Consider the following 24,738-nt stretch of genomic DNA (forward strand, 5'->3'; position numbering starts at 1 on the left):
GTGAGTGAAGCAGGCGGCTCCGAAAAGTCATGGCCGGCGATTCTGACCTGGCGGGCGCACGACGTCCCGCGGATGGAATCGGTCCGGGTGCATGTGTCGGGCAACCGCATCAAGGCGTACGGCCGGATCGTGGCCGCAGCTACGCCGTCTCATCCGGCGTTCTCCGCCGACTATGACTTGGTGACCGACGAAACGGGCGGCACCAAACGGCTCTCCATGACCGTCACGCTCGCCGAGCGCGAGCGCCAGCTGTCGATCGCCCGCGACGAAGAGAACATGTGGCTGGTTCAGCAGCACACCGGGGAGTCGCGCCGCGCCGCCTACGACGGTGCGCTCGACGTCGACGTGATCTTCAGCCCCTTCTTCAACGCGCTGCCGATCCGGCGCAGCGGGCTGTATCAGCGGACCGATTCGATCAGCTGCCCGGTGATCTACGTCCGGCTTCCCGAACTGTCGGTCGAGACGGCGGTCATCAGTTACAGCAGCGCCGAGGATGGCATCAAACTGCACTCGCCCGTCGCCGACACCACGATCACCGTCGACTCGGACGGGTTCATCCTCGACTACCCAGGACTGGCAGAGCGGATCTGATCACCCCGCCCGCGCGTCCGGCGGCGGCCAGTTCCTCGCGCCACCGATCCTCGCCGATCACGACCGTCACGATCTCCGGCCTACCGAAGTTGTCGTAGCGGGTCCGGGCGGCGTGCCCGGTATCGACGAGGTCGGTCAGCGGTCTGTGCGCGGCCAGTGCGTCGCGTGCCTGATTGAGCAGTTCGAGCGTGTGGTCGAGCACCGGCAGCAGTTCGTCGGCGTTGGCCTCGCACATCGCCCGCACCAGGTCGGGCGCGGTGGCGGCCACCCGGGTTCCGTCGCGAAACGACCCGGCCGCCAGCGCGAACGCCAGCGGCACCTCGCCGGCGGTGGCGGCCAGCGCCTCGGCCAGCAGGTGGGGCAGATGTGAGATCGTCGCGGCGGCCGCATCGTGTTCGTCCGAGCGAGCGGGGACGACGACCGCGCCGCAGTCCAGCGCCAGGTCCATGACCAGACTCCAGACCTGCGGGTCGACGTGTTCGTCGACGCTGATCACCCACGGCGCGCCCACGAACAACTGGGCGTCGCCCGCCGTCCACCCCGAGTGCGCTGTGCCCGCCATCGGATGGCCGCCGACGAATCGCTCCAGCAAGCCGTAGGACCGTACCTCCTGCAGCACAGCGGATTTCACGCTCGTGACATCGGTCAACGGGCAGTTCGGGGCCGCCTCGCGGATGTGGCCGAGCAACTGGCCCAGCGCGGGCACCGGTACCGCCAGGACGATCAGCGCGTCCTTGCCCGCCGCCCGCTCCAGCACCGCGTCGAGATCTTCGGAGGCGTCGAACCCGTCGGCGGTCGCGGCCTGGACGCCCTCCAGGGACCGGTTGTAACCGAACACCTCGCGTCCCGCCGCCGCGGCCGCGCGCACCACCGAACCGCCGATCAGCCCCAGGCCGAGCACGCAAACCGGTGTGTTGGTCACCCACCAAGGTTGGCACATCGGAGGCCATCGGCCGACGTCAGGCTCGGTGTCGATTCCTGGTCAAGGGCATGGACGGCGACTACCGTAGGCCGACATGGGAGCACAGCGTGCGCCGGCGCGGGAGCAGTCCACGGACACCCCCGACGGCTTCGGCGTCGCCGTCGTCCGCGAAGACGGCAAGTGGCGATGCGCGCCGATGCGCAGGGCGGCCCTGACCAGCCTCACCGCCGCCGAGCGGGAACTGCGCGAAATCCGTAGCGCGGGAGCCGTGTTCGGGCTGCTCGACGTCGACGACGAGTTCTTCGTGATCGTGCGTCCGGCCCCCTCCGGCGCGCGGTTGTTCCTCTCGGATGCCACCGCCGCGCTGGATTACGACATCGCCGCGGAAGCGCTGGAGATGCTCGACGCCGACATCGAGCCCGAGGAACTCGAGGAGGCCGAACCGTTCGAGGAGGGCGATCTGGGCCTGCTCTCCGACGTCGGGCTGCCCGAGGCCGTGCTCGGCGTCATCCTCGACGAATCCGACCTCTACGCCGACGAACAGCTGGGCCGGATCGCACGTGAGATGGGGTTCGCCGACGAGTTGTCGGATGTGCTCGACCGCATGGGCCGGTGATTCCCGACGATTCCCGACGATGAGGCGCTGATCCGCGCCGCCCTCGAGGCCGCGACGGCTGCGGGTCCCCAGGACGTACCGATCGGCGCCGTCGTCGTTTCGGCCGCCGGCACCGAACTCGCCCGGGCGGCCAATGCGCGCGAAACTCTCGGCGATCCCACCGCGCACGCAGAGATCCTCGCGATTCGGGCCGCGGCGGCCGCACTCGGCGACGGTTGGCGGCTGGAGGGCGCCACGCTGGCGGTCACGGTCGAGCCCTGCACGATGTGCGCGGGCGCGCTGGTGATGGCGCGGGTGGCGCGGGTGGTGTTCGGCGCGTGGGAACCCAAGACGGGAGCCGTCGGGTCGCTGTGGGATGTGGTACGCGACCGGCGGTTGACGCACCGGCCACAGGTGCGTGGGGGTGTGCTGGCCGATGAGTGCGCGGCGCCGCTGGAGGCGTTCTTCGCCCGACAGCGATGACGCTGATGTGCCTCGCGAGACGTATACCCGGGTCGCGTGTGCCTCGCGAGACGTACACCAGGGTCGCGCTCGGCCCGGGGTTCACGACCACGCTGTAGCTCTCGCGAACAGAACGACCGCTCCCGACAGCGATTGGAGTAGACCGGTGCCCGCCCGGTAAGCTGCCACACGGTGGCGTGTCCGAGCGGCCTAAGGAGCACGCCTCGAAAGCGTGTGACGGGTAACCCCCGTCCGAGGGTTCAAATCCCTCCGCCACCGCCACAATGATTCAGGCACTATTGTCAGGATCTGTCACTGAAGCAGAGGTCGAGGCGACCGCGGTGACCAACCCGAGAGAATTGGCATATGCGCGCGCTTCATGACCAAGACCCCTCGGCCTCGGCCGGCGGTGGCGCTGCGCTGCGCCCGTTTTCGGTGCTGCTCATCGAGGATGACCGCGGTGACGCCATCCTGGTCGAGGAACTGATCGCCGACGCCGACTCCAATATCAAGGTCGTGTGGGCGCCCAACATGGAGGACGCCGAACATCAGCTCGAGGTCTTCCGGCCCGACTGCGTGCTGCTCGACCTGAACCTGCCCGACGCCGACGGCATCAAAGCCCTTGACCGCGTAGCCAAGCGCGACATCACGATGCCGATCGTCGTGCTGACCGGCCTCAACGACGAGCACTTCGGCATCTCCGCGGTCGCCGCGGGCGCGCAGGACTACCTCGTCAAGGGGCGCGTCGAACCGGAGACGCTACGTCGCGCACTGCTCTATGCAGTGGAGCGCAAACGCGCCGAGTTGACCGCTGTCGAACTGCACGCCAGCGAAATGCGGGCCATGGAGAACGCTCGCCTGGAGCGCGGTCTGCTGCCGTCGCCGCTGCTGCTCGATCCGCCGACGGTCGACATTGTCGCGGAGTATCGCCCCAGCCGTCAGCACACGCTGCTCGGCGGCGACTTCTACGACTTCATCCAGACCCAAGACGGCACCGTGCACGTCATGGTCGGCGACGTGGCGGGGCATGGTCCAGACGAGGCCGCTCTCGGCGTGGCGCTGCGGATCGGCTGGCGTGCTCTGACGTTCGCCGGGCTGCGGGGGAACAGCCGGATGACGCAACTGGAGCGGATTCTGAGCACAGAACGCCCCGGTAGGAGCATCTTCGCGACAGTTATCAGCGTCGCCATGTCCCCAAAGGGACTCGGTTACGACGTCGTCTCGGCCGGACATCCCGGGATGTTGCTGCACGGGAACAACACCGTGGAGTGGATAGAACCCAGCGGCGGGCCGGCCCTCGGGCTGTGCGGGCACGAATGGCCGCTGAACAGATTCGATCTGCCGCCCGGACACGGACTGGTGCTTCTCACGGACGGACTTTTCGAGGGCAGATCCGGTCACGGAACCGAACGCCTGGGCGAGGCCGGCCTGCTTGAAGTGGCCAAGGGCTATGCGCACTTGCCGGGTCGCGAGTTCGTCCGTGCGCTGATCGACGATGTCGAGCGCCGTGCCCAGTCGGTGGGCGGCATCAGCGACGACATCGCGGTGGTGCGGGTGGAGCGGACGACCACCGGATGAGGGCTCGCCTCACCGTCCAAGGGTGGCAGAACCTGGTGCTGTCCTTGATGGGAGTCGTCGTCATCGGCGGTGCGGTCGTCGGTGCGCTGCTGTTGAACCGCACCGACGAGGTCTCGCGCGAGTTGAACCTCGGCATCCAGCCCGCGCGCGTCGCGGCCTACCAGTTGCAAGCCGCGTTGCGCGACCAGGAGACGGCCGTGCGCGGATATGCGATCGCCGCCGATCCCCAATTCCTCGACCCCTACTTCGACGGCCAGCGGGTTGAGAGCGACGCGGTCACGCAGATCCGCGACGGTGTCGGTCACCGGCAGGACCTCATCAACGACCTCGACGCGATCGAACGCTCCGCGACCACCTGGCGGACCAGCTACGCGGACCCGCTGATCGCCTCGGTCACGCCCGGCACGCCGAAGGTGCTGGACGCCGAGACGGCCGAACGCGGCAAGAACGAATTCGACGCTCTACGCGTGCTGTTCGACGATCAGAACCGCGACCTGGCCCAGGCCCGCCAGGACGCGGTCGACGAACTCGCCGCGGTACAGAGGTGGCGCGACACCCTGCTGATCTCGATCCTGGTGGCGTTCTTCGTCGCGGGTGCTGTGCTGGCACTGCTCGTGCGCAAGGCGGTCACCCGACCGCTGGAGAAGCTCGCCGCATCGTGCCGCAGGATCACCGAGGGCAGCTTCGACGAGAAGATCTCGGTGAAGGGGCCACGCGACATCCAAGCCATCGCTGCGGACGTGGAGGACATGCGCCAGCGCATAGTCGACGAGCTCGAGGCGTCGCGTTCGGCAAGAGAGCAGCTCGGCGAGCAGGCGCTGGAACTGCAACGCTCCAACGCCGAACTCGAGCAGTTCGCCTACGTCGCGTCGCACGACCTGCAGGAGCCGCTGCGCAAGGTGGCGTCGTTCTGCCAGCTGATCGAAAAGCGCTACGGCGACAAGCTCGATGAGCGTGGCGTCGAGTACATCCGATTCGCCGTCGACGGCGCCAAGCGGATGCAGGTGCTGATCAACGACCTGCTCACCTTCTCCCGCGTCGGCAGGCTCGGCTCGACCGAAGCCGACGTCGACCTCGAGGCCGTGCTGGCTGACGCGGCCGAGAACCTGGCCACCGCGATCGAGGAGTCCGGTGCCGAAGTAGTCCGCACTGGGGCGCCGCTGCCCACCGTCAAGGGAGACCCGACCCTGCTGACCATGCTGTGGCAGAACCTGATCGGCAACGCGGTGAAATTCCGCAAACCCGACGTCGCGCCGCGGATCGTCATCGACTGCACGGTCGGCGAGGGCACGCGCGAAGGCGCGTGGCTTTTCACCGTGACCGACAACGGGATCGGCATCCCCGAGGAGTTTGCGGAAAAGGTCTTCGTGATCTTTCAGCGGCTGCACGGCCGCGACATCTACACCGGGACGGGAATCGGCCTGGCACTGTGCAAGAAAATCGTCGAACACCACGGCGGTAACATCTGGATCGACACCGGCCACACCGAGGGCACTCGATTCCGCTTCACCATCCCCAGCGTCGTCGACGACCCTGTCGAGGCCGAAATGGAAGGATCCACCGCATGACATTGGACGGCCGGGCGATCGACGTACTGCTCGTCGAGGACGACCCGGGTGACGAACTGATCACCCGAGAAGCGTTCGAGCACAACAAGATCAAGAACACTCTGCACGTCGCGCACGACGGCGAGGAGGGACTGGACTTCCTATACCGCCGGGGCAAGTACGCCGATGCACCGAAGCCGGACCTGATTCTCCTGGACCTCAACCTGCCCAAATACGACGGCAGGCAGTTGCTCGAACAGATCAAATCCGACGCCGAACTCAGCCATATTCCGGTGGTCGTGCTCACGACATCGTCGGCCGAAGAGGACATTCTGCGCAGCTACAAGCTGCACGCCAACGCGTACGTCACCAAGCCCGTCGATCTCGATCAGTTCATGAACGCCGTCCGCCAGATCGACGAGTTCTTCGTTCAGGTGGTGCGGCTACCCAACTCTTGACCGCCGCGGTCGGCGTCGGCCACGTCGAAGTCCATGCGCACGGTGGTGCCCGCCGACGACCGCATCACCTCTACGTCGTTGCCCAGGGCGCGAATGATCGGCAGACCGCGGCCGCGAGTCGTCGGTTCCATGCTCGGCGCCCGCCATTCGCCACGATCGGAAACGCGCACCACGATCCGGCCGTCCTCGACGTTCGCTTCGACCACCACCACGCCGTCGGCGGAGTTCAGATAGGCGTGTTCGACGCAGTTGGTGGCGGCTTCATTGACCGCGAGGACAATATCGGCGCCCACGGCGTCGGGCACGCCGATCGGTTCCATCCACCCGAGAAGCTGTCGACGAATCTGTGCCAGTCGATCCGCGGTGGCCGGCACTTCGATCCTCAGAGGGTCTGCCGGCCGCAGACGCACATCGATTACCACGCCCGTGGTTGTACCCCGCTTGCCCCGATTCATCACGTTCGTCGCGCATACGCTCTGGTCTCAAAACCGTAGCGAGGCGCAGATCACAACCGACAAACGATGAGAGGTAAGACATGCCGGTGCTGACGCCGCAGCACGAGGACTTTCCCCGCTGGTACCAGGATGTGCTGAACAAGGCGAAGCTCGCGGAGAACGGACCCGCTCGCGGCACCATGGTGATCCGGCCGACCGGCTACGCGATCTGGGAGCGGATGCAGGCCGACCTGGATGCGAGGATCAAGGCGGCGGGCGCGCAGAATGCGTACTTCCCGCTGCTGATCCCGATCACTTTCTTCGAGCGCGAGGCCGAGCACGTCGAGGGATTCAGCCCCGAACTCGCCGTCGTCACTCACGGCGGCGGCAAGCAACTGTCCGAGCCGCTGGCCATCCGGCCGACCAGTGAAGCCGTCATCGGCGAGTACATGGCCAAATGGATCGACAGCTACCGCGACCTACCGCTGCTCCTCAATCAGTGGGCCAACGTGGTGCGCTGGGAGATGCGGCCCCGAATCTTCTTGCGCACCACGGAGTTTCTGTGGCAAGAAGGCCACACTGCACACGGCGGCGAAATCGAGGCACGCGACTACGCCCGCCTGATCCTGCACGACGTCTACGAGCGGTTCCTGCGCGAGGCGATGGCGGTGCCGGTGATCGTCGGGCGCAAGACCGCCAAGGAACGGTTCGCCGGCGCCGCCAACACGATGACGTGCGAGGGCGTCATGCGCGACGGCAAGGCGCTGCAGATGGCCACGTCGCACGAACTCGGTCAACGGTTCGCCCGGGCCTTCGACATCACCTACTCCAGTGCCGCGGGCTCCTCCGAGCTCTGCTGGACCACGTCGTGGGGCGCCTCGACCCGGATGCTGGGCGGGCTGATCATGTGCCACGGTGACGATTTCGGGCTCGTCGTGCCGCCCACGCTTGCCCCGGTGCAGGCCGTCGTGGTGGTGGTCAAGGACAACGGCGATGGTGGCGTCGTCCGGGCCGCCGCGACACTGGTCGACGAGCTCCGCGCCCGCGGCGTGCGGGTGCGGTTGGACGACAACGTCGAGGCCGCGTTCGGTTGGCGCGCCACTGACTGGGACTTGCAGGGTGTGCCGATCCGCATCGAGTTCGGCCCCCGAGACCTCGACAAGAACGCGGCGACGCTCTACCGCCGCGACACCCGCGAGAAGACCGCGGTCAGCGTCGACCGCGTCGCCGAGCGCGTGTCCGAACTCGTCGGGAGCATCCAGGCCGACATGCTCGCCGCGGCAACCGAGCGCCGCGACGCGGCAATCACAGACTGCGCGACGATCGACGAGGTGCGCGAGGCCGCGCAGACGGGCGTCGCACGGCTGCGGTGGGACAAGGTCGGCGTATCGGGGGAAGAAGAGCTCGCCGCGGCGGGGCTCACCGTGCGATGTCTGCAACGCAGCGACGGCACGCTGCCGGACACCGATGACGACGCCGACGCCTTGGCCTACGTCGCGCGTGCCTACTGACCAACGTCAGCCGTAGAAGATCACCTGGTAGTCGGGAGTCCACGCGCCGCCCCTGCAGCTCAGCGGAACCCCGTCGGGCGACTGGGCCACCCCGGTCGCATCCCCGCACGGCAGTCGGTTGGTGCGGATGCCGATCAGCGGGGGCGACGAGATCCAGGTGCTGCGCGAGTTGCATGCCAGCGTGTTGCCCGACGCGTCGATCCCGAAGTTGTAGCGGGTGTTCTGCACGCAGTGCGTGCCCTCCACCGCGGTGCGGTCGACGTAGGGAACACAGTCGGCGCCGTCGCAGTAGCCGGGCGACGCCGGCGCATTCGCGGCGGTCATCAGGGGTGCGGCGACAAACCCGGTCGCGAGCGTAGCGGCAGCCATGAGCCTCATAGGTGGCTAGCCTAAGTGCCCCGCATCGACGGCGGGCACGGAATAGGCTCTTAACCCATGAAGCCGGTTCTGGTTGCTCTGGCCGCAGCGGCGGGTGCGGCCGTGACGATCTCCGCTCCCGCTGCCAACGCCGACGTGGTCGCGTATCTGGTCAACGTGCACGTGCGGCCGGGCTACAACTTCCCGAACGCCGACGCCGCGATCGGCTACGGCAGGACGATCTGCGACCGGGTGGCGGGCAAGATGAGCTACGGCGAGCTGGTCAACCAGGTTACCGCCGACTTCCACACCGCCGACAAGTACCAGGGCATGTACCTGATCAATCAGGCGGTCAACGAGTTGTGCCCGGCGCAGATCTGGCAGCTGCGGCAGTCGGCGGCCGGCTACACCGGATAGAAGGTCGAGCGGGGAGAAAAACGGCGGCGCCCCTGTCGGGACGCCGCCTTCTCTCAGGCTCGTGACCTGACTACGGGCAGGTGACTTCGATCTCGAATGGCTTGTTGACCGGCTGCAGCGGGTTGGCCATGTCGACGCCCGTCGCGGTGCCGGAGATCTTGTAGGTCTTACCGTCCTTCTCGGCCTTGGCTTCGCCCTGGCCGGCGCCGCTCTGGTAGCCCAGCGTCACGCCGTTGACGTTGCCCAGGCCGACGGACTGCACGGTCGGTTCGTCACCGGAGCTGACGACGGCGCCGATGCCCGTGGTCGCGTCGCCGATCGCGATGTTCGTGTTTCCGCCCATATCGCTGCACACGACGGTGCCCTGGACAGCCTGATCTTTGCCGTCGATCGTGACGGTGGTCTTACCCTCCGCCGATGCGGCCGTCGATGTCTCACCCGACGTTTCGGACTTCTTGTCGCCCGAGGAACAGCCGGATAGACCGGCGATGACGATCGCCGCGCCGCCGATGGCGACCAGGAAACCACGCTTCACCCTGTTCTCCTTTGTGTAGTGACCCGTCAAGATCGGATCATCAGAAGCAGTATGGTTCGCGCCAAACTCGGCATCCGCGATTTCGCGGAATTGACGTGGGCCGGGATCCGCTCAACAGGACACGCGAATGGCGAACGTGCCGGACGCGCGGAAGCTGGGATTGTCGGTGTCGAAGCCGTCGGCGGCGCCCGAGATGTCGTAGGTCCGGCCCGTCATGGAGATGTCTGCGGCCTCGGCCGTGTCGCCGACGCCCGCGGTGTAGCTGCCGGTGAAGCCGCCGACGTTGTTGATTCCGACCGACTCGACGGCCAACTCCTCCTTGTTCGAGACCATCGCCGTGACGCCCGAGGTCTGGTCACCGGTGGTGATCGTGGTCAGGTAACCCGTGGTGTTGCACTGCACCGCGTCGGTGGTGCCCGCGTCGCGACCGTTGACCGTCACCTGGGCCGTGCCCGCGACCAGCTCACCCTTCGGCGGCGTGTACTCCGGCGGGCTCGAACAACCGGCCAACCCCGCCGCGATCGCGGCGACGCAGCACGTCGGGACCCACCGATTTTTCACAGTGCAGAATCTACGACGTGGCCGTGCCGAAATCTCCCGCTCCGAAAGAGTCGTCGGCTCCGTTTTTCAGCGTCACCGCCGAACTCCCCGGCCGGGCCGGCCGCACCGGCGTGATCCGCACCCCGCACGGTGAGATCCACACCCCGGCGTTCATTCCCGTCGGCACCCAGGCGACCGTCAAAGCGGTGCTGCCCGAGACGATGAGAGAGCTTGGCGCACAAGCCATTCTGGCCAACGCCTATCACCTGTATCTGCAGCCCGGCCCGGACATCGTGGACGAGGCCGGCGGCCTGTCCGCGTTCATGAACTGGCCGGGCCCGACGTTCACAGACAGCGGCGGATTTCAGGTGCTGTCCCTGGGTGCGGGGTTTCGCAAAGTGCTCGCGATGGACACCGAGCGCGTCCAGGCCGACGACATCATCGCCGAAGGCAAGGAGCGGCTGGCCAACGTCGACGACGACGGCGTCACGTTCCGGTCGCACCTGGACGGCTCCGTGCACCGGTTCACCCCGGAAGTGTCGATCGGCATCCAGCACCGGCTTGGCGCCGACATCATCTTCGCGTTCGACGAGCTGACCACGCTGGTGAACACCCGCGGGTACCAGGAGCGGTCGGTCCAGCGCACGCACGACTGGGCCGTGCGGTGTTTGGCCGAACACCGACGGCTGCAGACCACCCGGCCGGACAAGCCGGAGCAGGCGCTGTTCGGGATCGTGCAGGGTGCGCAATACGAGGACCTGCGGCGGCAAGCCGCCCGCGGTCTGGTGGCGATCGGCGAAGGCGCCGGTCCCGCGGAGGGTCTGGAGTTCGACGGCTACGGCATCGGCGGTGCCCTGGAGAAGCAGAACCTGGCCACCATCGTCGGATGGGTGTGTGACGAATTGCCGGCCGACAAGCCGCGGCATCTGTTGGGCATCAGCGAGCCCGACGACCTGTTCGACGCGATCGCCGCCGGGGCCGACACGTTCGACTGCGTATCGCCGTCGCGGGTCGCGCGCAATGCGGCGGTGTACTCCACGACCGGCCGCTTCAACATCACCAATGCGCGGTTCCGCCGCGATTTCACGCCGATCGACGCCGACTGCGACTGCTACACGTGCGCCCACTACACCCGGGCGTATCTGCATCACCTGTTCAAGGCCAAGGAGATCCTGTCGGCGACGCTGTGCACCATCCACAACGAGCGGTTCGTGGTACGGCTCGTCGACCAGATCCGGGCCGCCATCGACGCGGGTGAATTCGACGAGCTGCGCGCGGACGTGCTGGGCCGCTACTACGCAACCAGTACCTAATCCGCGATTTCGGTGCGGTAACCGTCGCTCAGCGACCGCTCTTGCACCGAATCCCGTAGTTTCTAGCCATGCGGATACTGCTGATCGGCGCGGGCGGTGTGGGTGCCGCGTTCTGTTCCATCGCGGCGCGGCGTGATTTCTTCGACACGATCGTCGTCGCCGACTACGACGAGGCCCGGGCGCGACGGGCGGCCGAGTCGGTGGGGGACGCCCGGTTCATCGCCGCACGGGTGGACGCCACGTCAGCCGAAGCGGTCGCGGACCTCGTCCGCACCCATGGCATCACCCATGTGATGAACGCCGTCGACCCGCGCTTCGTGATGCCGATCTTCGACGGCGCACTCGCCGGCGGCGCCGACTACCTCGACATGGCGATGAGCCTGTCGCAGCGCCACCCCGAGCAGCCGTACGCGCTGCCGGGCGTCAAGCTGGGCGACGAGCAGTTCGCCGCCGAACGGCGGTGGCGCGACGCCGGCCGGCTGGCGGTGGTCGGCATCGGCGTCGAACCGGGCCTGTCGGACGTGTTCGCACGCTACGCCGCCGACCACCTGTTCTCCGACATCGACGAGCTCGGCACCAGGGACGGGTCGAACCTGACCGTCGACGGTTACGACTTCGCACCGTCGTTCTCGATCTGGACCACCATCGAGGAGTGCCTCAACCCGCCGGTCATCTGGGAGGCCGACCGCGGCTGGTTCACCACCGAACCCTTCAGCGAGCCGGAGGTTTTCGAGTTCCCCGACGGTATCGGCCCGGTCGAATGCGTGAACGTCGAGCACGAGGAGGTGCTGCTGATGCCGCGCTGGGTCAAATGCAAGCGGGCGACATTCAAGTACGGCCTCGGCGAGGAGTTCATCGACGTCCTCAAGACACTGCACAAGCTCGGGCTCGACCGCACCGACAAGGTGACCGTGTCCGGCGTCGAGGTCAGCCCACGCGACGTGGTGGCGGCGTGCCTGCCCAACCCCGCGACGCTCGGGCCGAAGATGCGCGGAAAGACCTGCGCCGGCCTGTGGGTGACGGGGACCGGCAAGGACGGCAACCCCCGGTCGACCTACCTCTATCACGTCGTCGACAACGAATGGTCGATGGCCGAATACGGCCATCAGTGTGTGGTCTGGCAGACGGCGATCAATCCGGTTGTGGCCCTTGAGCTTCTGGCCGAAGGCACCTGGAGCGGCGACGGTGTGCTCGGGCCCGAGGCGTTCGACTCCGTACCGTTCCTGGACCTGTTGACGGCGTACGGCTCGCCGTGGGGCCAGAAGGAGATGCCCTAGTCTCGTCTGAGTGCGACTTGTGTGCGCTTAGGCGCGCTCAGCGCAACAGAATGCACACAAATCGCTACAGCGGGTTGAGGATCCGGTCGAGGAACTGGCGGGTGCGCTCCTGTGTCGGGCTCCCGATCACCTCGGCGGGCGGACCCTTCTCCAGGATCACTCCGCGGTCGGTGAACAGCACCTGATCGGAAACCTGTCGGGCGAACTGGATTTCGTGGGTGACGATCACCAGGGTCCAGCCCTCGACCGCGAGGTCCCGGATGACCGACAGCACCTCGCCGACCAATTCGGGATCGAGTGCTGAGGTCGGTTCGTCGAACAGCACCACCTTGGGCCGCAGCGCCAACGCCCGCGCGATGCCGACCCGCTGCTGCTGACCGCCGGACAACTGAAACGGGAACTGGTCCTTCTTGTCCGCGAGTCCGACCTGTTCAAGTAGCGCCACGGCATCCGCCTCGGCCTCGGCCTTGGGTCGCTTCTGCACGACGACCGGCCCCTCGATGATGTTCTGCAGCACCGTTTTGTGCGGAAACAGGTTGTGGCTCTGGAACACGAACCCGCTCTGCGCCCGGTACGCACGCAGGCGATCCTTGGGCACCGGCCCGGAGAAGTCGATCTCGACATCGCCGACGCGGATGACTCCGGCGTCGGGCAGGTCGAGCGCGTTGAGGGTCCGCAGCAGCGTCGTCTTACCCGAACCCGACGGTCCGATGATCGTCGTCACCGAACCCTGCGCCACCTCGAATGAGACGTCGTTCAGTACGTTGTTGTTGCCGAAAGCCTTCCGTATGCCCTCGGCGCGAACCCGCGATTGCGTCACTTTGCCACGAACCTTTCCAGCCGTCGCTCGAATCGGCTCTGGCCGAACGAGAGCACCAGACAGATGATCCAGTAGTACAGCGCGGCGGTGCCGTAGAGCGCGAAGAACTCGAACGTCGGCGCCGCGATGTTCTGCGCCGTCCGGAACAGCTCGGTGACCAGGATCGTCGACGCCAGCGACGTATCCTTCACCAGCGAGATCAACGTGTTCGACAGCGGCGGGACCGCAACCCTGGTGGCCTGCGGCAAGATGATGCGCCGCAGCGCCCCAACGTAGTTGAGGCCGATCGTCTCGGCCGCCTCCCACTGCCCCTTCGGGATCGATTGGATCGCCGAGCGGATCACCTCGGCCGCGTAACCGCCGACGTTCAGGCTGAAGGCGATGACCGCTGCGGGGAACGGGTCGATCCGCACACCGACTTGCGGCAGCGCGAAGAACACGATGAACAGCTGAACCAGCAGCGGTGTCCCGCGGATGATCGAGATGTAGAACCGCGCCACACCGGCGATCACGATGTTCGCCGACAACCGCGCCAGCGCCACCACCAGCGCGATCACCAGGCCGATCGTGAAGCTGATGACCGTCAACGGGATCGTCTTCTCGATCGCCGCGCGCGCCAGCGGCCACAGGTTGTCGAGGATCAGTTGTCCGGTGCCCGTGGGCGCAGCCCTCGACAGGTCGACGTCGAGGTACTTCTTCGAGATCTCGGTCAGCGTTCCGTCGGCGCGCAGTTCCTCGAGTGCCTTGTTCAATTCGGGCAGGTAGCCGCTGTCCTTGCGCGCGGCGAACGCCTGCTCGCTCCGCTCGTCCGTCCTGGCCGCGACCTTGATCGGGGCGTCGGGACGTTCGGCCTGATACGCCAGCACCGTGATGCTGTCGTTGACGACGACGTCGACGCGGCCGTCATAGAGCACGCTGATCGCCTGGGAGAAACCGTCGACCGAATCGATCTGCGCTCCCGCGTCACGCGCGACCGTCGCCCAGTTGCTCGTCGGGCTCTGCGCGGCCCGCTTGCCCTTGAGATCGGCCAGCGACCGGACCGAATCGTCGTCGGCCCGTGTCACGATCACGCCCTCGGCGATCGAATACGGGTCGGACAGGTCGTATTTGGCCTTGCGCTCGTCGGTGATCGTCACCTCGTTGGCGACGACGTCGAAGCGGTTGGCCTCCAGGGCGGCGAAGATCGAATCCCACGACGTCTCGACGAACTCGATTCTCACGCCCAGCTTTTCGGCCACGGCACGGGCGACGTCGACGTCGTATCCGGCGAGCTGGCCGCCCTGGCGGGGATCGTGGAACGAGTACGGCGGGTACACGCCCTCGGTGCCCACGCGCAGCACTCCCGCCGATTGGATCGGGTCGTCGTTGTTGGATTCCGATGAACCGCACGCGGCGGCGCCGAACAGCACCGCCGCCGCGAGCAAAAGGGCGGGCAGTGCCTGCCTGAGGTTTCGGTGCACCGGCGGAACCTAATCCACGCTGTGCGGGTGGGGGAAGTGTTCGGATCAGTCGGGGCGATAAATCCACGGCTGTCGCGGTAACCGTTGCGGGTCGAACTCGGCGAGCATGCCCTCGACGTCGCGGGCGCGCCAGCCCAACGACTCACTGATCTGCGCAAGCACCCGCGGTACGCCGATCTCGGCGAGCGTGACCGCGCCGTCGCGCTTGGCCAACCGTGCGCCGTCTTCGTTGAGCACCAGCGGAACGTGGGCATAGACCGGCTCCGGATGGCCCAGCATCCGAGCCAGATACGCCTGCCGCGGCGAGGAGGGCAGCAGGTCGTCCCCGCGCACCACCTGATCGACGCCCCGGCTCGCGTCGTCGACCACGACCGCGAGGTTGTAGGCGGGCACCCCGTCGCCGCGGCGAACCACGAAGTCGTCGACGATGCCGGTGTACTCACCGTGGAGCACGTCGTGGACGGTGTGCACGATGGCGTCGCTGCGCAACCGCAGCGCGGGCGGACGTCCCGTCTCCGCCCGTCGCGCCGCGCGCTCGTCATCCGTCAGCTCGCGGCACGTGCCCGGGTAGGCGCCCTGCGGTGCATGCGGCGCTCGGGGAGCCTGCGCGATATCCCTTCGGCTGCAATAACATTCGTACAGCAGTCCGCGCGCGTCCAGCTCGGCGATCGCGGCGTCATAACGCTCCGGATGCTCCGACTGCCACTCCACCAGGTCCCAGGTCAGCCCGATCGCGGCGAGGTCGTCGAGCTGCCGTTGCCCGACGTCGGTGAACGTGCGGTCGTCGAGGTCGTCGACGCGCATGAGGAACCGCCGGCCCGTCGACCGGGCGAACAGCCACGCGAGGATCGCCGTGCGCAGGTTCCCGATGTGCAGATCCGCCGAGGGGCTCGGGGCGAACCTGCCTGCGGTCATGACCGCAATCTAGCGGGCCGGGATGCCGCGCCCATCGACCGAACGGGCACTCTGCCGTCAGGCCACGCGTTTGCGCGCCTTCCGCATGGTCTTGCGCGTCTTCTTGCGGACGTCGGCGCTGACGTCGGACGTGGCGGATATGGCCTTGCGCTGCCTGCGCTTGGCCGATTTCGACGCCTCCGCGACCGGGTGGGCGAGGCCGCGAGGTAGGAACAACGATCCCGCCCGCGTCATCAACTTCCCCGCAAAGGCCACCAAGGGGACGCCGAGGGGCAGCAGGACGATCGTCAGGCACAGCAAAATACCTACGAGCCCGAGCAACGCCCCGACAATCCACAGCAAGGCGCCGGCGAGGCCCCGAAGAAATCGCATCTCATCCTCCGATGTGCATCATGTCGCCGGCGAGGCTGAACAGACGTGAACCCAGTTTCAGTACGGGGATGCCGAGCGGGATCAGGATGAGGGTCAGACAGAGCACGCCGCCGACGACCCACACCACGGCGGCGACGACACCGAGCACGACGCCGAGCACCGCCCCGAGGATTCCGAGCACCACACCGACCAAGCGGTTGAGTACTTGCATGATGACCTCCTCCGCGGAGGACCGGTGCCAGCAAAGCGATGCGGTCGCACCTCGGCACCGCTCCTCGCTGCCGGAGGACTACCCGCTGGCGCCGACTTCAAAGACCCTTGCCAGCGAATTCTTACGGGCGCGTCGATTAGGTTCGTACCACTAAGTAGCTAAGCGAAGTTGACAACCGACGACTTCAATTGTGTGACGTGGGCCACAGGGCTCGGTTAGCTACTCACCATCGTTTGCAAAACTGACACAGGCGAAGAAAGAATTTTTGAACTGCAGATTTATGCGTGAGCGCACGTGAGTTGGGGTAACGCTCTAATTAACCGTCCGTCGCGGTCATGCAGGGTCGCAGCGGGCGTCCTCGGCGCAGGCCGAACAAAATCTTTAGAACCAAAATCGAGAGGAACGCATCATGGCAAACGGGCCAAAGGTGGCGCTCGCCGTGGGCGCCGGCTATTTCCTGGGTAGGACGCGCAAGATGAGGATCGCCCTGATGTTGGCGGCAGCCGGCCTGACGGGCAAATTCCCGGGACCGGGGCAACTGGTCACGCGCGGGATCAATTCACTTGGTGTCTCGGACCAGGTCCACGATCTCTCGAGCCAACTCCGCGGCGAGGTCCTGACCGCCGCCAGGGCGGCCGCGATGACTGCGGCGACCAACCGAGTGGACGCGCTCAACGATCGACTTCAGGGCGTCGTGCCGACCGACGACGTGGCACGCACCGCGGGTTCTGCGGTTGGTGACGTGACTTCGGCGACGGGGCTGCTCAACGGTCGTCGCAAGCAAGTCGACGCAGATGACAGCTACGACGACAGCTACGACGAGGACGACTACGACGACGAGCCGTTGGACGTCGAGGAGGAAGACCTCGATGACGACGATTTCGAAGAGGACGACCTCGAGGATCTCGACGAGTACACCGACCTCGACGCCGACAACGACGAACCGGACGACGAGCCACCGCGGCGAGCCGCCCGCCGTGCGGCCAGTCCGCGGTCGAGTCGGCCCGCCCGACGGACGCGTGCTGGCAGTAACGGCGAGGCACAGGGCCGCCCGACGCGACGCAGCAGCGCCGCCGCGAAGCGCGCGCCGGTGCGCAGGGGGAGGTGAACGACATGGCGACGCAGACGAAGCGAAACGCTCATGACGCGAAGCCGACGAGCGGCGCAGATGCGCTGCAGGAGTCGTTGCAAAGGCTCGCAGGGTCGATGACGGACCGGGCCGTGAACTCGGTTTCCGGACGGCTCAGCGGCGCCTCGAGCCGCCTGACCGACTATGCCGAGAACGGCGGCGGACTGTTGTCGGCCGTCACGGGAAAGGAAGGACTGTCACCGGTCAAGACGATGCTGAAGGCCGGCGTCGGCGGCGCCGCGAGCAGGGTGAAGGACTCGGTGAAGGGCGCGGCTGAGTCGTTGACCGACGCAGTAGGTGGTAAGGGCGGCAAGGGCGGCCAGAAAATGAAGGTCACCAACATCGTCGAGCAGATCGAGGTCGGCGTGCCGATCGACGTGGCTTACGACCAGTGGACCCAGTTCGCTGAGTTCCCCAAGTTCATGAAGAAGGTCGAGAACGTCGAGCAGGTTTCCGACGAGAAATTGGAGTGGAAGGCTCAGGTGTTCCTCTCGCACCGGACCTGGGAGTCCACGATCGTCGAGCAGGTGCCTAACGACCGCATCGTCTGGAAGTCGAAGGGTGCCAGGGGGTATGTCGATGGCGCGGTGACGTTCCACGAGCTCGCCGCGGACCTCACACGCATCATCGTGATACTCGAGTACCACCCGCAGGGCTTCTTCGAGAAGACCGGTAACCTATGGCGCGCCCCGGGTCGCCGAATCCGACTCGAGCTCAAGCATTTCCAGCGTCATGTCATGACAGACACCATTCTCCACCCCGACGACGTCGAAGGGTGGCGCGGTGAGATCCGCGACGGCGAGGTGGTGTCGCCGAACCAACCCGACAACGATGAACAGGATTCGAAGCCCGCGACACGGCGTCGGAAAGCGGCGGCACGCAACGGTTCCGGCGGGCCCAAGCCGAATCGCATGCGAGATCAGCGGGGCGCCGGTGATCGTTCCGCATCCTCCCGATCGGGCGCCCGTCGGCCCTCGTCCGGCCAGCGGCGCACCACTGCGAAGAGTACGGCACGGTCATGACAACGGCGATCCAACCCGCATCCGGAGGCGGAGATGCGGGCGGCCCCAGCTCGAGCAGCCTGGCCGACGTCATCGACACCATTCTGGACAAGGGCCTGGTGATCGATGCTTACGTTCGAGTGTCGCTGGTCGGCATCGAGTTGCTGACGGTGGACGCCAGAGTCGTCATCGCGAGTGTCGATACGTACCTACGTTTCGCCGAAGCCGTTAACCGGCTGGACATTTCGGAGCAGGACTCCAAGGCGGGGCTGACGGACCTGGTCGGCGAGGTCACCGAGGGCGCAGCCAAGAACAAGACCAAGGGCGCATTGGAAGCGGCGGGCGAGAAACTCGGAGATCTGCTGAGTGATTCGACTGCCGAACACGAACCGCAACCGCGGCGGAGACGACGAAGGGAGGAGTGATGGCTAGGGGCAGGGACTCCGATGCATCGGAGAAGCCGTCGGGGATCTACGTCTACGGAATCGTGCCCGCCGATGTCGAGGTCGAGAGTGACGCCGAGGGAATCGGTGATCCGCCGGCGAAGGTCGACGTGGTGCGCAAGGGAGATATCGCCGCGCTCGTCAGCCCGATCACCACGGATCAACCGCTGGGCAAACCCGAATGCCTGCAGGCGCATGCGCGCTTGCTCGACGGTACGGCGGCGGTGGCGCCGGTGCTGCCGATGCGGTTCGGGGCGGTGATGACCGACGAGGAGTCCGTCGCCGACGAGCTCCTCGGGCAGAACCACGACGAGTTCGCCGAAGCGTTGAGGGCCCTCGAGGGACATGCCGAATACATCGTCAAGGGACGCTATGAGGAAGCGGCTATCCTGCGCGAAGTCATCTCGGAAAGCGAAGAGGCACAGCAACTTCGAAACAAGATGGCGGGCCTCTCGGAGGACGCGTCGCGACAGCTGCGGATGGCGCTGGGCGAGATCGTGGTCAGCGTCATGGAGGCGAAGCGGCGCGCCGACACGGACACCGCGATCAAGGCACTCGACGAAATCGCCAAGCAGGTCAACGTCCGGGAACCCACGCACGAACTCGATGCTGTGAGTGTGGCGGTCCTCGCCGCGGTCGACGACGAGGGTCGACTGCAGGATGCGGTCGACGGTTTGGCGCAAAAATGGGCCGCTCGCGTGCAGCTGCGGCTGCTGGGACCACTGGCGGCGTACGACTTCGTCGTCACTCGTGCGACGGCGGGCTGACGGCGATGGGCATTTTCTCGGCTCTTGTCACCTGGCCGCTGTTGCCGGTCCGGGGTGTGATCTCGCTCGGTGAGCTGATCGAGCGCCAAGTGAATGCCGAACTGAACGATCCGGCACGGACGCGCAGGCAACTCGAGGAACTCGAAGATGCGCGTCGGCGGGGCGAGATCTCGGCGGAAGAGGAACGCGAGGCCCAGGAGCAGATTCTGGCGACGAGGATCGGGCAGGACGCGGGCACAACGCCTGAGGAAGACGGGTGAGAGCAATGACCCAAGGCAGTCGAACACGCACGAGTAAAGGTCGCGGCGGCGAATCACCGCTGAATGCACGGCAAGCCGTCGGGGTGGCACGTGACCTCATCGAGGAACTCAGCGGCAGCGAACCGGTCGCCATGACTTCGGTGGAGCCGACCGACACCGACGGCTGGGTGGTCGATTTCGAGGTGGTCGAAGACCGACGCATCCCATCCTCGGCGGACATCCTCGCGCTCTACGAGGTCGAACTGGATGTCGACGGCGAACTGCTGGGATTCCGCCGGGTCCGGCGATATCTGCGCGGCCAGACCCGAGAGGGAGGTGAGGGCACGTGACGTTGGGCGACGACAGCCTCGTGCCACGCGGATACGGAGGTGGCGGTGTCGCGAGTCCGCAGCCGGCGAACCTCGGCGACATCCTCGAGCGGGTGCTGGACAAGGGCATCGTGATCGCCGGCGATATCCAGGTCAATCTCCTCGACATCGAACTTCTCACCATCAAACTGCGGCTGGTGGTGGCGTCCCTCGACACCGCCAAAGAGGTGGGTATCGACTGGTGGGAGAACGACCCCTGGCTCACCGGCAAGAAGTCGCAGCTGCAACTCGAGAACGAAAAGCTGCGCGCGCAGATCAGGCGGCTCGAACAGGGCGACGGCCAGCGCCGCGCGGTCGAGGCGCAGCCGGTGACATACGAGGACGTCGAATATGACTGATGGCGTTTGGCTGTACGCCGTGACCCAGAGTGAGGGTGCCGATGCCCGGCTGGCCGGCGTCCGAGGTGTCGCCGGTGGACTGGTGCACGTGGTGTCGACCGATCACCTCGCAGCCGTCGTCGGCTCCGTCGACCTGGACGAGTTCGGCAAGGACGCCCTTACCCGCAACCTCGAGGACCTCGACTGGGTCGCCGGGAAGGCGCGTGCGCACGACGCCGTCATCAGCACGGTCGCCCGGTCCGGCGCGGTCATTCCGGTACGGATGGCGACGGTCTACCTCTCGGAGGACCGGGTGCGGGAGATGTTGCGCCATCGCGGCCTTGACTTCGAGGCGACGTTGAACCGGCTCCGCGACCGCCTCGAGGTCGGTGTGAAGGTCTACGCCGACCCGAAGCGCCAGCACGCGCCTGCCGGTGCCAAAGAGGGCAGCGAAAAGATAAGCGGCACTGCATATCTGATGCGCAGAAGACAGGCGCTGGTCTCCCGCGAAGAGGCTTATCAGGCCGCGGCCGCCGAGGCCGAGCGTATTCACAGCACGCTGATGCGTTACGCCGTCGACGGGAAGCGCAGGCCGCCGCCGACGCGCGCTCTGTCGGGCCGCGACGACGTGATCGTGCTCAACGGTACCTATCTGGTCGACTCCGACGCGGTGGGGTTGTTCCGCAAAGCCGTTGCAGCGCTGGTGATGTCGACAGACAAGCTCACGCTGGAGACGACGGGTCCGTGGCCTCCCTACTCGTTCGCGGGTGAACCGGTGTCCGGATGACCGACGTACTACCCGGGCAGGAGGACCGCCGCATCGCACTCGTCGATCTACTCGACCGGGTGCTGGCCGGTGGCGTCGTGATCAGCGGTGAGGTCGTACTCTCGATAGCGGACGTCGACATGGTCGTGATCTCCCTTCGGACCCTGGTGTCTTCGATGAGCTCGCTGGTGTCAGCCGAACAGGACATCGGAGATGAACCTGACTGGTCCTGAGGCCCGCGACGAACCGCCCGCGCCGAGGCGGCGGATCAACTCCGACCCGGCCAATGTCGAGCGCGGTTTGGTCAGCCTGGTGCTGACACTGGTCGAGCTGCTGCGACAGCTGATGGAGCGTCAGGCAATCCGCAGGGTCGACGATGGGACATTGTCCGACGAGCAGATAGAGCGCATCGGCACCACGCTCATGCTGCTCGAAGAGAAGATGGCCGAGCTGCGCGACCACTTCGGTCTCAAGCCGGAGGACCTCAACATCGACCTGGGGCCGCTCGGGCCACTGCTGCCCACCGATCGCGACCCGCTTTATTGACAGTCTTGTCAAAGTTGCCATCGCACTGGCGATACCGGGTATCCCCCGACGTGCGCTGGTAATTTGCCTGTGCACCGAGAAACACGGCCCAACTGCCGGCGCTCGCCGTGCCAACCGTCAGCGGGTCGTGCCCGACGGACGGTAGGAGGCCCGCACGTGGATCCCGATGGTTCGACCAGCCCGAAGCTGCAACCCGAACCGGAAGCACCCGCGCCGGGCGATGTGAAGAAAGCGATCGCGGCCTCGGCCGTCGGCAACTACACCGAATGGTTCGACTACGGCCTCTATGCCTACGGGGTCTCCTACATCTCCGCTGCAATCTTCCCGGGCGAGGGAACGACGGCGACGTTGTTGGCCCTGATGACGTTCGCGGTCTCCTTCCTGGTGCGCCCGCTCGGCGGATTCGTGTGGGGGCCCCTGGGTGACCGGCTCGGCCGGCGCCGGGTGCTGGCGATCACGATCCTGGTGATGGCTGGTGCGACGCTGTGCGTCGGACTGGTTCCGAGCTACGCGACGATCGGGGTCTGGGCGCCGGTCCTGATGGTGATCCTGCGGATGATCCAGGGGTTCTCGACCGGCGGCGAGTACGGCGGCGCCGCCACGTTCATGGCTGAGTATGCGCCGACGCGCCGTCGCGGCGTGATGGGCAGCTTCCTCGAGTTCGGCACCCTGGCCGGCTTCTCGACGGGCGCGCTGATGATGCTCGGATTCTCGCTGGTGCTCTCCGACGACCAGATGGAAGTGTGGGGCTGGCGACTGCCGTTCCTCGTCGCCGCGCCCCTCGGCCTGATCGGGCTGTACCTGCGCACCCGGCTGGACGAGACCCCGGTGTTCAAGGACCTGGAGGACCAGGGCGAGCAGGAGGAGAACGTTTTCGCTGCGTTCCGGGACCTTCTCGCCGAGTACTGGGGCCCGATCCTCCGCCTCGGCGGGCTGGTGGTCGCGCTCAACGTCGTCAATTACACGCTGCTCACCTACATGCCCACCTACCTCGAGCAGTCGATCGGCCTGTCCACCGACATGTCGTTGGTCGTGCCGATCATCGGCATGCTCTCGATGATGGTGTTCCTGCCGTTCGCGGGGTTGGCCTCGGACCGGTACGGGCGCAAACCGGTGTGGTGGATCTCGTTGATCGGCTTGTTCATCGCCGGGATCCCGATGTTCATGCTGATGTCGACCGGTGTCATCGGCGCCATCATCGGCTTCGCGGTGCTCGGGTTGCTCTACGTGCCCCAACTGGCGACCATCTCGGCGACGTTCCCGGCGATGTTCCCGACGCAGGTGCGCTATGCCGGCTTCGCCATCGCCTACAACGTGTCGACGGCGCTGTTCGGCGGCACCGCGCCGGCGGTCAACGACTGGTTGGTCAACTTGACGGGCGACAACCTGGTGCCGGCGTACTACATGATGGGCGCCTGCGTCGTCGGCGCGATCGCATTGGTCAAGAACCCAGAGACCGCGCGATGCCCGATCTTCGGCACCAAGATTCCCGGCACCCCGGGAGCGCCGCCGCAGGAGGATTACGCGCTCGAGGGCAGCCGCTGACTCACAGGACGGCGCTCACCGCGTCCGACCAGATGCCCGCGGCCTCGTCGATCTGCTCGGCGTTCACGACGAGCGCCGGGATGAACCGCACGACCTGTCCCCATGCGCCGCAGGTGAGCAACAGCAGGCCCCGGCGGGCGGCCTCCTGCTGCACGGCGAGGGCCGTGGCTCCATCGGGTTTGCCTGCGGCGTCGCGGAATTCGGTGCCGATCATCAACCCAAGACCGCGCACATCGGAGATTGCGTCGAACTTGTCGCCGACCGTCTGCAGCGCCTCGCGCAACTGCGCGCCGCGTGCGGCGGCGTTGTCGACCAGTCGCTCGTCGGCGATCACGTCCAGGGTGGCCACCGCCGCCGCGCACGCCACCGCGTTCGCGCCGTACGTACCGCCCTGCGAGCCCGGCCACGCCCGTTCCATCAGCGCCGCCGGCGCTGCGATACCCGACAGCGGGAAGCCCGACGCGAGTCCCTTCGCGGTGATCAGGATGTCCGGGCGCGCTTGCGCGGTGAAGAAATGCTGCTGACCCCAGAAGCGGCCGGTGCGGCCGAAGCCGGTCTGCACCTCGTCGACGACCAACAGGATGCCGTGCTCGTCGGCGCGCTCGCGCAGGCCGGCGAAGAACCGTTCGTTGGCCGGCACGTAACCGCCCTCGCCGAGCACCGGTTCGACGATGAACGCGGCGGTGTCGGCCGGCGCGCTGATCGTCTGCAGGAGGTAGTCGAGCTGGTCCAGGGCGAAGTCGGTGGATTGCTCGACCGGCCACCCGAAGTGGCCCGGGTCGGGGAAGGGCGCGACGTGCACGCCGGCCATCAACGGGGAGAAGCCCGCGCGAAATCGGGTGCCGGAGGTGGTCATCGACGCCGCCGCGACGGTGCGGCCGTGGAAGCCGCCGTGGAAGACGATGACGTTCGGCCTGCCCGTGGCCTGCCGCGACAGCCGCAGCGCCGCCTCCACCGCCTCGCTCCCGGAGTTGGCGAAGAACAATCGGTCCAGTCCGGACGGCAGCACCTCGCCGAGGCGCTCCACCAGCGTGAGCAGCGGCCGGTGCATCACGGTCGTGTACTGGCCGTGAATCAGCGTGGCGACCTGGCGCTGCGCGGCCTCCACCACCCGCGGGTGGCAGTGCCCGGTGCTGGTCACCCCGATGCCGGCGGTGAAGTCGAGGTAGCGGCGGTCCTGTTCGTCGTAGAGCAGCACTCCTTCGCCGCGGGCGGCCACGACGCCGGTCGCCTGTTTGAGAATCTGCGAGAGCTGTGGGGCTTGGGAGGCCGAGGTCATGG

Annotated in this window: 32 protein-coding genes and 1 tRNA gene; 22 read left to right on the forward strand and 11 right to left on the reverse strand. The window is 66.7% G+C overall.

The features are described from left to right. Positions 1-591 (forward strand): putative glycolipid-binding domain-containing protein, encoded by a 591-nt coding sequence (locus A5650_RS18290; RefSeq protein ID WP_067086611.1) that lies wholly within the window; start codon positions 1-3, stop codon positions 589-591. On the opposite strand, the gene A5650_RS18295 is transcribed toward A5650_RS18290, so the two are convergent. After that, entirely contained in the window at positions 554-1,513 is a 960-nt protein-coding gene (locus A5650_RS18295) for a prephenate dehydrogenase (RefSeq protein ID WP_231992654.1), read from the reverse strand. The genes A5650_RS18290 and A5650_RS18295 overlap by 38 nt on opposite strands. A gap of 94 nt (positions 1,514-1,607) precedes the next feature. Here A5650_RS18295 and A5650_RS18300 point away from each other — a divergent pair, with 94 nt between their 5' ends. From A5650_RS18300 to A5650_RS18325, 6 genes are all read left to right on the forward strand, one after another. Continuing rightward, a complete protein-coding gene (locus tag A5650_RS18300) occupies positions 1,608-2,129 on the forward strand; it encodes a tRNA adenosine deaminase-associated protein (RefSeq protein WP_067086616.1) in 522 nt (173 codons plus the stop codon). Positions 2,130-2,138: 9 nt separating this feature from the next. Then, positions 2,139-2,591, forward strand: a complete 453-nt coding sequence (locus A5650_RS18305) for a nucleoside deaminase (RefSeq protein ID WP_067294499.1) — start codon at positions 2,139-2,141, stop codon at positions 2,589-2,591. A gap of 170 nt (positions 2,592-2,761) precedes the next feature. Further along, positions 2,762-2,852: transfer RNA gene (locus tag A5650_RS18310), tRNA-Ser, on the forward strand. A gap of 84 nt (positions 2,853-2,936) precedes the next feature. Further along, on the forward strand, positions 2,937-4,148 hold the full coding sequence (locus tag A5650_RS18315) for a PP2C family protein-serine/threonine phosphatase (protein ID WP_197501910.1): 1,212 nt from the start codon (positions 2,937-2,939) through the stop codon (positions 4,146-4,148). Then, positions 4,145-5,716 carry a sensor histidine kinase gene (locus A5650_RS18320; RefSeq protein ID WP_067294502.1) on the forward strand — a complete coding sequence of 524 codons (1,572 nt, stop codon included), beginning with the start codon at positions 4,145-4,147 and terminating at the stop codon, positions 5,714-5,716. The genes A5650_RS18315 and A5650_RS18320 overlap by 4 nt, the downstream gene beginning before the upstream one ends. Continuing rightward, positions 5,713-6,153: a response regulator gene (locus A5650_RS18325; RefSeq protein ID WP_067294505.1), complete on the forward strand. Its 441-nt coding sequence runs from the start codon at positions 5,713-5,715 to the stop codon at positions 6,151-6,153. The genes A5650_RS18320 and A5650_RS18325 overlap by 4 nt, the downstream gene beginning before the upstream one ends. Here A5650_RS18325 and A5650_RS18330 read toward each other — a convergent pair. After that, positions 6,126-6,527 (reverse strand): ATP-binding protein, encoded by a 402-nt coding sequence (locus A5650_RS18330; RefSeq protein WP_231992655.1) that lies wholly within the window; start codon positions 6,525-6,527, stop codon positions 6,126-6,128. The two genes, A5650_RS18325 and A5650_RS18330, sit on opposite strands and share 28 nt — an antisense overlap. A 161-nt stretch (positions 6,528-6,688) precedes the next feature. Here A5650_RS18330 and proS point away from each other — a divergent pair, with 161 nt between their 5' ends. Beyond that, positions 6,689-8,098, forward strand: coding sequence for a proline--tRNA ligase (gene proS / locus A5650_RS18335; RefSeq protein ID WP_067294509.1), 1,410 nt, complete (start codon positions 6,689-6,691; stop codon positions 8,096-8,098). Positions 8,099-8,104: 6 nt separating this feature from the next. On the opposite strand, the gene A5650_RS18340 is transcribed toward proS, so the two are convergent. Further along, positions 8,105-8,476, reverse strand: a complete 372-nt coding sequence (locus A5650_RS18340) for a hypothetical protein (RefSeq protein ID WP_067294512.1) — start codon at positions 8,474-8,476, stop codon at positions 8,105-8,107. 57 nt (positions 8,477-8,533) lie between these two features. On the opposite strand from A5650_RS18340, the gene A5650_RS18345 reads away from it, so the two are divergent. Next, entirely contained in the window at positions 8,534-8,872 is a 339-nt protein-coding gene (locus A5650_RS18345) for a DUF732 domain-containing protein (RefSeq protein ID WP_067294515.1), read from the forward strand. A 70-nt stretch (positions 8,873-8,942) separates the two neighbouring features. Here the strand turns inward: A5650_RS18345 and A5650_RS18350 are convergent, their stop codons facing one another. Together A5650_RS18350 and A5650_RS18355 are read right to left on the reverse strand one after the other, a co-directional pair. Further along, positions 8,943-9,407, reverse strand: a complete 465-nt coding sequence (locus tag A5650_RS18350; RefSeq protein WP_067294519.1) for a lipoprotein LpqH — start codon at positions 9,405-9,407, stop codon at positions 8,943-8,945. A 111-nt stretch (positions 9,408-9,518) separates the two neighbouring features. After that, positions 9,519-9,968: a lipoprotein LpqH gene (locus A5650_RS18355; protein ID WP_067294522.1), complete on the reverse strand. Its 450-nt coding sequence runs from the start codon at positions 9,966-9,968 to the stop codon at positions 9,519-9,521. Between the two features lie 17 nt (positions 9,969-9,985). On the opposite strand from A5650_RS18355, the gene tgt reads away from it, so the two are divergent. Beyond that, positions 9,986-11,260 carry a tRNA guanosine(34) transglycosylase Tgt gene (gene tgt, locus A5650_RS18360; RefSeq protein WP_067294525.1) on the forward strand — a complete coding sequence of 425 codons (1,275 nt, stop codon included), beginning with the start codon at positions 9,986-9,988 and terminating at the stop codon, positions 11,258-11,260. Between the two features lie 68 nt (positions 11,261-11,328). After that, a complete protein-coding gene (locus A5650_RS18365) occupies positions 11,329-12,537 on the forward strand; it encodes a saccharopine dehydrogenase family protein (RefSeq protein WP_067294528.1) in 1,209 nt (402 codons plus the stop codon). Between the two features lie 64 nt (positions 12,538-12,601). On the opposite strand, the gene A5650_RS18370 is transcribed toward A5650_RS18365, so the two are convergent. The 5 genes from A5650_RS18370 to A5650_RS18390 are packed head-to-tail and all read right to left on the reverse strand — an operon-like array spanning position 12,602 to position 16,315. After that, positions 12,602-13,357: an amino acid ABC transporter ATP-binding protein gene (locus A5650_RS18370; RefSeq protein ID WP_067294533.1), complete on the reverse strand. Its 756-nt coding sequence runs from the start codon at positions 13,355-13,357 to the stop codon at positions 12,602-12,604. Continuing rightward, complete coding sequence (locus tag A5650_RS26485) at positions 13,354-14,817, reverse strand: ABC transporter permease subunit (RefSeq protein ID WP_082950821.1); 1,464 nt, start codon at positions 14,815-14,817, stop codon at positions 13,354-13,356. The genes A5650_RS18370 and A5650_RS26485 overlap by 4 nt, the downstream gene beginning before the upstream one ends. Positions 14,818-14,862: 45 nt before the next feature. Then, positions 14,863-15,732: a tRNA glutamyl-Q(34) synthetase GluQRS gene (gene gluQRS, locus A5650_RS18380; RefSeq protein WP_067294535.1), complete on the reverse strand. Its 870-nt coding sequence runs from the start codon at positions 15,730-15,732 to the stop codon at positions 14,863-14,865. Between the two features lie 57 nt (positions 15,733-15,789). Further along, on the reverse strand, positions 15,790-16,104 hold the full coding sequence (locus A5650_RS18385; protein WP_067294539.1) for a hypothetical protein: 315 nt from the start codon (positions 16,102-16,104) through the stop codon (positions 15,790-15,792). A 1-nt stretch (position 16,105) separates the two neighbouring features. Beyond that, a complete protein-coding gene (locus A5650_RS18390; RefSeq protein WP_067294542.1) occupies positions 16,106-16,315 on the reverse strand; it encodes a hypothetical protein in 210 nt (69 codons plus the stop codon). A 409-nt stretch (positions 16,316-16,724) separates the two neighbouring features. Between A5650_RS18390 and A5650_RS18395 the strand changes: the two genes are divergently transcribed. From A5650_RS18395 to A5650_RS18445, 11 genes are all read left to right on the forward strand, one after another. Continuing rightward, positions 16,725-17,423: a hypothetical protein gene (locus A5650_RS18395; protein WP_067294546.1), complete on the forward strand. Its 699-nt coding sequence runs from the start codon at positions 16,725-16,727 to the stop codon at positions 17,421-17,423. Between the two features lie 5 nt (positions 17,424-17,428). Then, positions 17,429-18,466 (forward strand): SRPBCC family protein, encoded by a 1,038-nt coding sequence (locus tag A5650_RS18400; protein ID WP_067294647.1) that lies wholly within the window; start codon positions 17,429-17,431, stop codon positions 18,464-18,466. Continuing rightward, positions 18,463-18,870, forward strand: a complete 408-nt coding sequence (gvpJ, locus tag A5650_RS18405; RefSeq protein ID WP_067294549.1) for a gas vesicle protein GvpJ — start codon at positions 18,463-18,465, stop codon at positions 18,868-18,870. Before A5650_RS18400 ends, gvpJ (A5650_RS18405) begins: the two co-directional genes overlap by 4 nt. Next, positions 18,870-19,655 (forward strand): GvpL/GvpF family gas vesicle protein, encoded by a 786-nt coding sequence (locus A5650_RS18410; protein ID WP_067294551.1) that lies wholly within the window; start codon positions 18,870-18,872, stop codon positions 19,653-19,655. Before gvpJ (A5650_RS18405) ends, A5650_RS18410 begins: the two co-directional genes overlap by 1 nt. 5 nt (positions 19,656-19,660) lie before the next feature. Further along, the gene (locus tag A5650_RS18415; protein ID WP_067294554.1) at positions 19,661-19,915 is read left to right on the forward strand and encodes a gas vesicle protein GvpG; all 255 of its coding nucleotides are present in this window, start codon (positions 19,661-19,663) and stop codon (positions 19,913-19,915) included. A 5-nt stretch (positions 19,916-19,920) separates the two neighbouring features. Continuing rightward, positions 19,921-20,244 (forward strand): gas vesicle protein GvpO, encoded by a 324-nt coding sequence (locus A5650_RS18420; RefSeq protein ID WP_067294557.1) that lies wholly within the window; start codon positions 19,921-19,923, stop codon positions 20,242-20,244. Continuing rightward, the gene (gene gvpJ, locus A5650_RS18425; RefSeq protein ID WP_067294560.1) at positions 20,241-20,621 is read left to right on the forward strand and encodes a gas vesicle protein GvpJ; all 381 of its coding nucleotides are present in this window, start codon (positions 20,241-20,243) and stop codon (positions 20,619-20,621) included. The genes A5650_RS18420 and gvpJ (A5650_RS18425) overlap by 4 nt, the downstream gene beginning before the upstream one ends. Next, the gene (locus tag A5650_RS18430) at positions 20,614-21,387 is read left to right on the forward strand and encodes a GvpL/GvpF family gas vesicle protein (RefSeq protein WP_067294563.1); all 774 of its coding nucleotides are present in this window, start codon (positions 20,614-20,616) and stop codon (positions 21,385-21,387) included. The genes gvpJ (A5650_RS18425) and A5650_RS18430 overlap by 8 nt, the downstream gene beginning before the upstream one ends. Next, positions 21,384-21,599, forward strand: coding sequence for a gas vesicle protein (locus A5650_RS18435; RefSeq protein ID WP_067294567.1), 216 nt, complete (start codon positions 21,384-21,386; stop codon positions 21,597-21,599). Before A5650_RS18430 ends, A5650_RS18435 begins: the two co-directional genes overlap by 4 nt. Next, positions 21,580-21,912 (forward strand): gas vesicle protein K, encoded by a 333-nt coding sequence (locus tag A5650_RS18440; RefSeq protein WP_067294570.1) that lies wholly within the window; start codon positions 21,580-21,582, stop codon positions 21,910-21,912. The genes A5650_RS18435 and A5650_RS18440 overlap by 20 nt, the downstream gene beginning before the upstream one ends. A 156-nt stretch (positions 21,913-22,068) precedes the next feature. After that, entirely contained in the window at positions 22,069-23,457 is a 1,389-nt protein-coding gene (locus tag A5650_RS18445) for an MFS transporter (RefSeq protein ID WP_082950823.1), read from the forward strand. Between the two features lies 1 nt (position 23,458). Here the strand turns inward: A5650_RS18445 and A5650_RS18450 are convergent, their stop codons facing one another. Further along, positions 23,459-24,736, reverse strand: a complete 1,278-nt coding sequence (locus tag A5650_RS18450) for an aspartate aminotransferase family protein (RefSeq protein WP_067294573.1) — start codon at positions 24,734-24,736, stop codon at positions 23,459-23,461. Positions 24,737-24,738 lie beyond the last annotated feature (2 nt).

It is taken from the genome of Mycobacterium sp. 1164985.4 (genome assembly GCF_001668575.1).
In the GTDB taxonomy this organism is placed as follows: domain Bacteria; phylum Actinomycetota; class Actinomycetes; order Mycobacteriales; family Mycobacteriaceae; genus Mycobacterium.

Coding starts and splice junctions, on each gene's coding strand:
- A5650_RS18390 (WP_067294542.1), bottom strand. CDS start 16,315: ATGCAAGTACTCAACCGCTTGGTCGGTGTGGTGCTCGGAATCCTCGGG.
- A5650_RS18385 (WP_067294539.1), bottom strand. CDS start 16,104: ATGCGATTTCTTCGGGGCCTCGCCGGCGCCTTGCTGTGGATTGTCGGG.
- A5650_RS18415 (WP_067294554.1), top strand. CDS start 19,661: ATGGGCATTTTCTCGGCTCTTGTCACCTGGCCGCTGTTGCCGGTCCGG.
- A5650_RS18395 (WP_067294546.1), top strand. CDS start 16,725: ATGGCAAACGGGCCAAAGGTGGCGCTCGCCGTGGGCGCCGGCTATTTC.
- A5650_RS18400 (WP_067294647.1), top strand. CDS start 17,429: ATGGCGACGCAGACGAAGCGAAACGCTCATGACGCGAAGCCGACGAGC.
- A5650_RS18365 (WP_067294528.1), top strand. CDS start 11,329: ATGCGGATACTGCTGATCGGCGCGGGCGGTGTGGGTGCCGCGTTCTGT.
- gluQRS (WP_067294535.1), bottom strand. CDS start 15,732: ATGACCGCAGGCAGGTTCGCCCCGAGCCCCTCGGCGGATCTGCACATC.
- A5650_RS18315 (WP_197501910.1), top strand. CDS start 2,937: ATGCGCGCGCTTCATGACCAAGACCCCTCGGCCTCGGCCGGCGGTGGC.
- A5650_RS18440 (WP_067294570.1), top strand. CDS start 21,580: ATGAACCTGACTGGTCCTGAGGCCCGCGACGAACCGCCCGCGCCGAGG.
- A5650_RS18345 (WP_067294515.1), top strand. CDS start 8,534: ATGAAGCCGGTTCTGGTTGCTCTGGCCGCAGCGGCGGGTGCGGCCGTG.
- proS (WP_067294509.1), top strand. CDS start 6,689: ATGCCGGTGCTGACGCCGCAGCACGAGGACTTTCCCCGCTGGTACCAG.
- A5650_RS18450 (WP_067294573.1), bottom strand. CDS start 24,736: ATGACCTCGGCCTCCCAAGCCCCACAGCTCTCGCAGATTCTCAAACAG.
- A5650_RS18340 (WP_067294512.1), bottom strand. CDS start 8,476: ATGAGGCTCATGGCTGCCGCTACGCTCGCGACCGGGTTTGTCGCCGCA.
- gvpJ (WP_067294549.1), top strand. CDS start 18,463: ATGACAACGGCGATCCAACCCGCATCCGGAGGCGGAGATGCGGGCGGC.
- A5650_RS18410 (WP_067294551.1), top strand. CDS start 18,870: ATGGCTAGGGGCAGGGACTCCGATGCATCGGAGAAGCCGTCGGGGATC.
- A5650_RS18435 (WP_067294567.1), top strand. CDS start 21,384: ATGACCGACGTACTACCCGGGCAGGAGGACCGCCGCATCGCACTCGTC.
- A5650_RS18325 (WP_067294505.1), top strand. CDS start 5,713: ATGACATTGGACGGCCGGGCGATCGACGTACTGCTCGTCGAGGACGAC.
- A5650_RS18430 (WP_067294563.1), top strand. CDS start 20,614: ATGACTGATGGCGTTTGGCTGTACGCCGTGACCCAGAGTGAGGGTGCC.
- A5650_RS18300 (WP_067086616.1), top strand. CDS start 1,608: ATGGGAGCACAGCGTGCGCCGGCGCGGGAGCAGTCCACGGACACCCCC.
- A5650_RS18420 (WP_067294557.1), top strand. CDS start 19,921: ATGACCCAAGGCAGTCGAACACGCACGAGTAAAGGTCGCGGCGGCGAA.
- A5650_RS18320 (WP_067294502.1), top strand. CDS start 4,145: ATGAGGGCTCGCCTCACCGTCCAAGGGTGGCAGAACCTGGTGCTGTCC.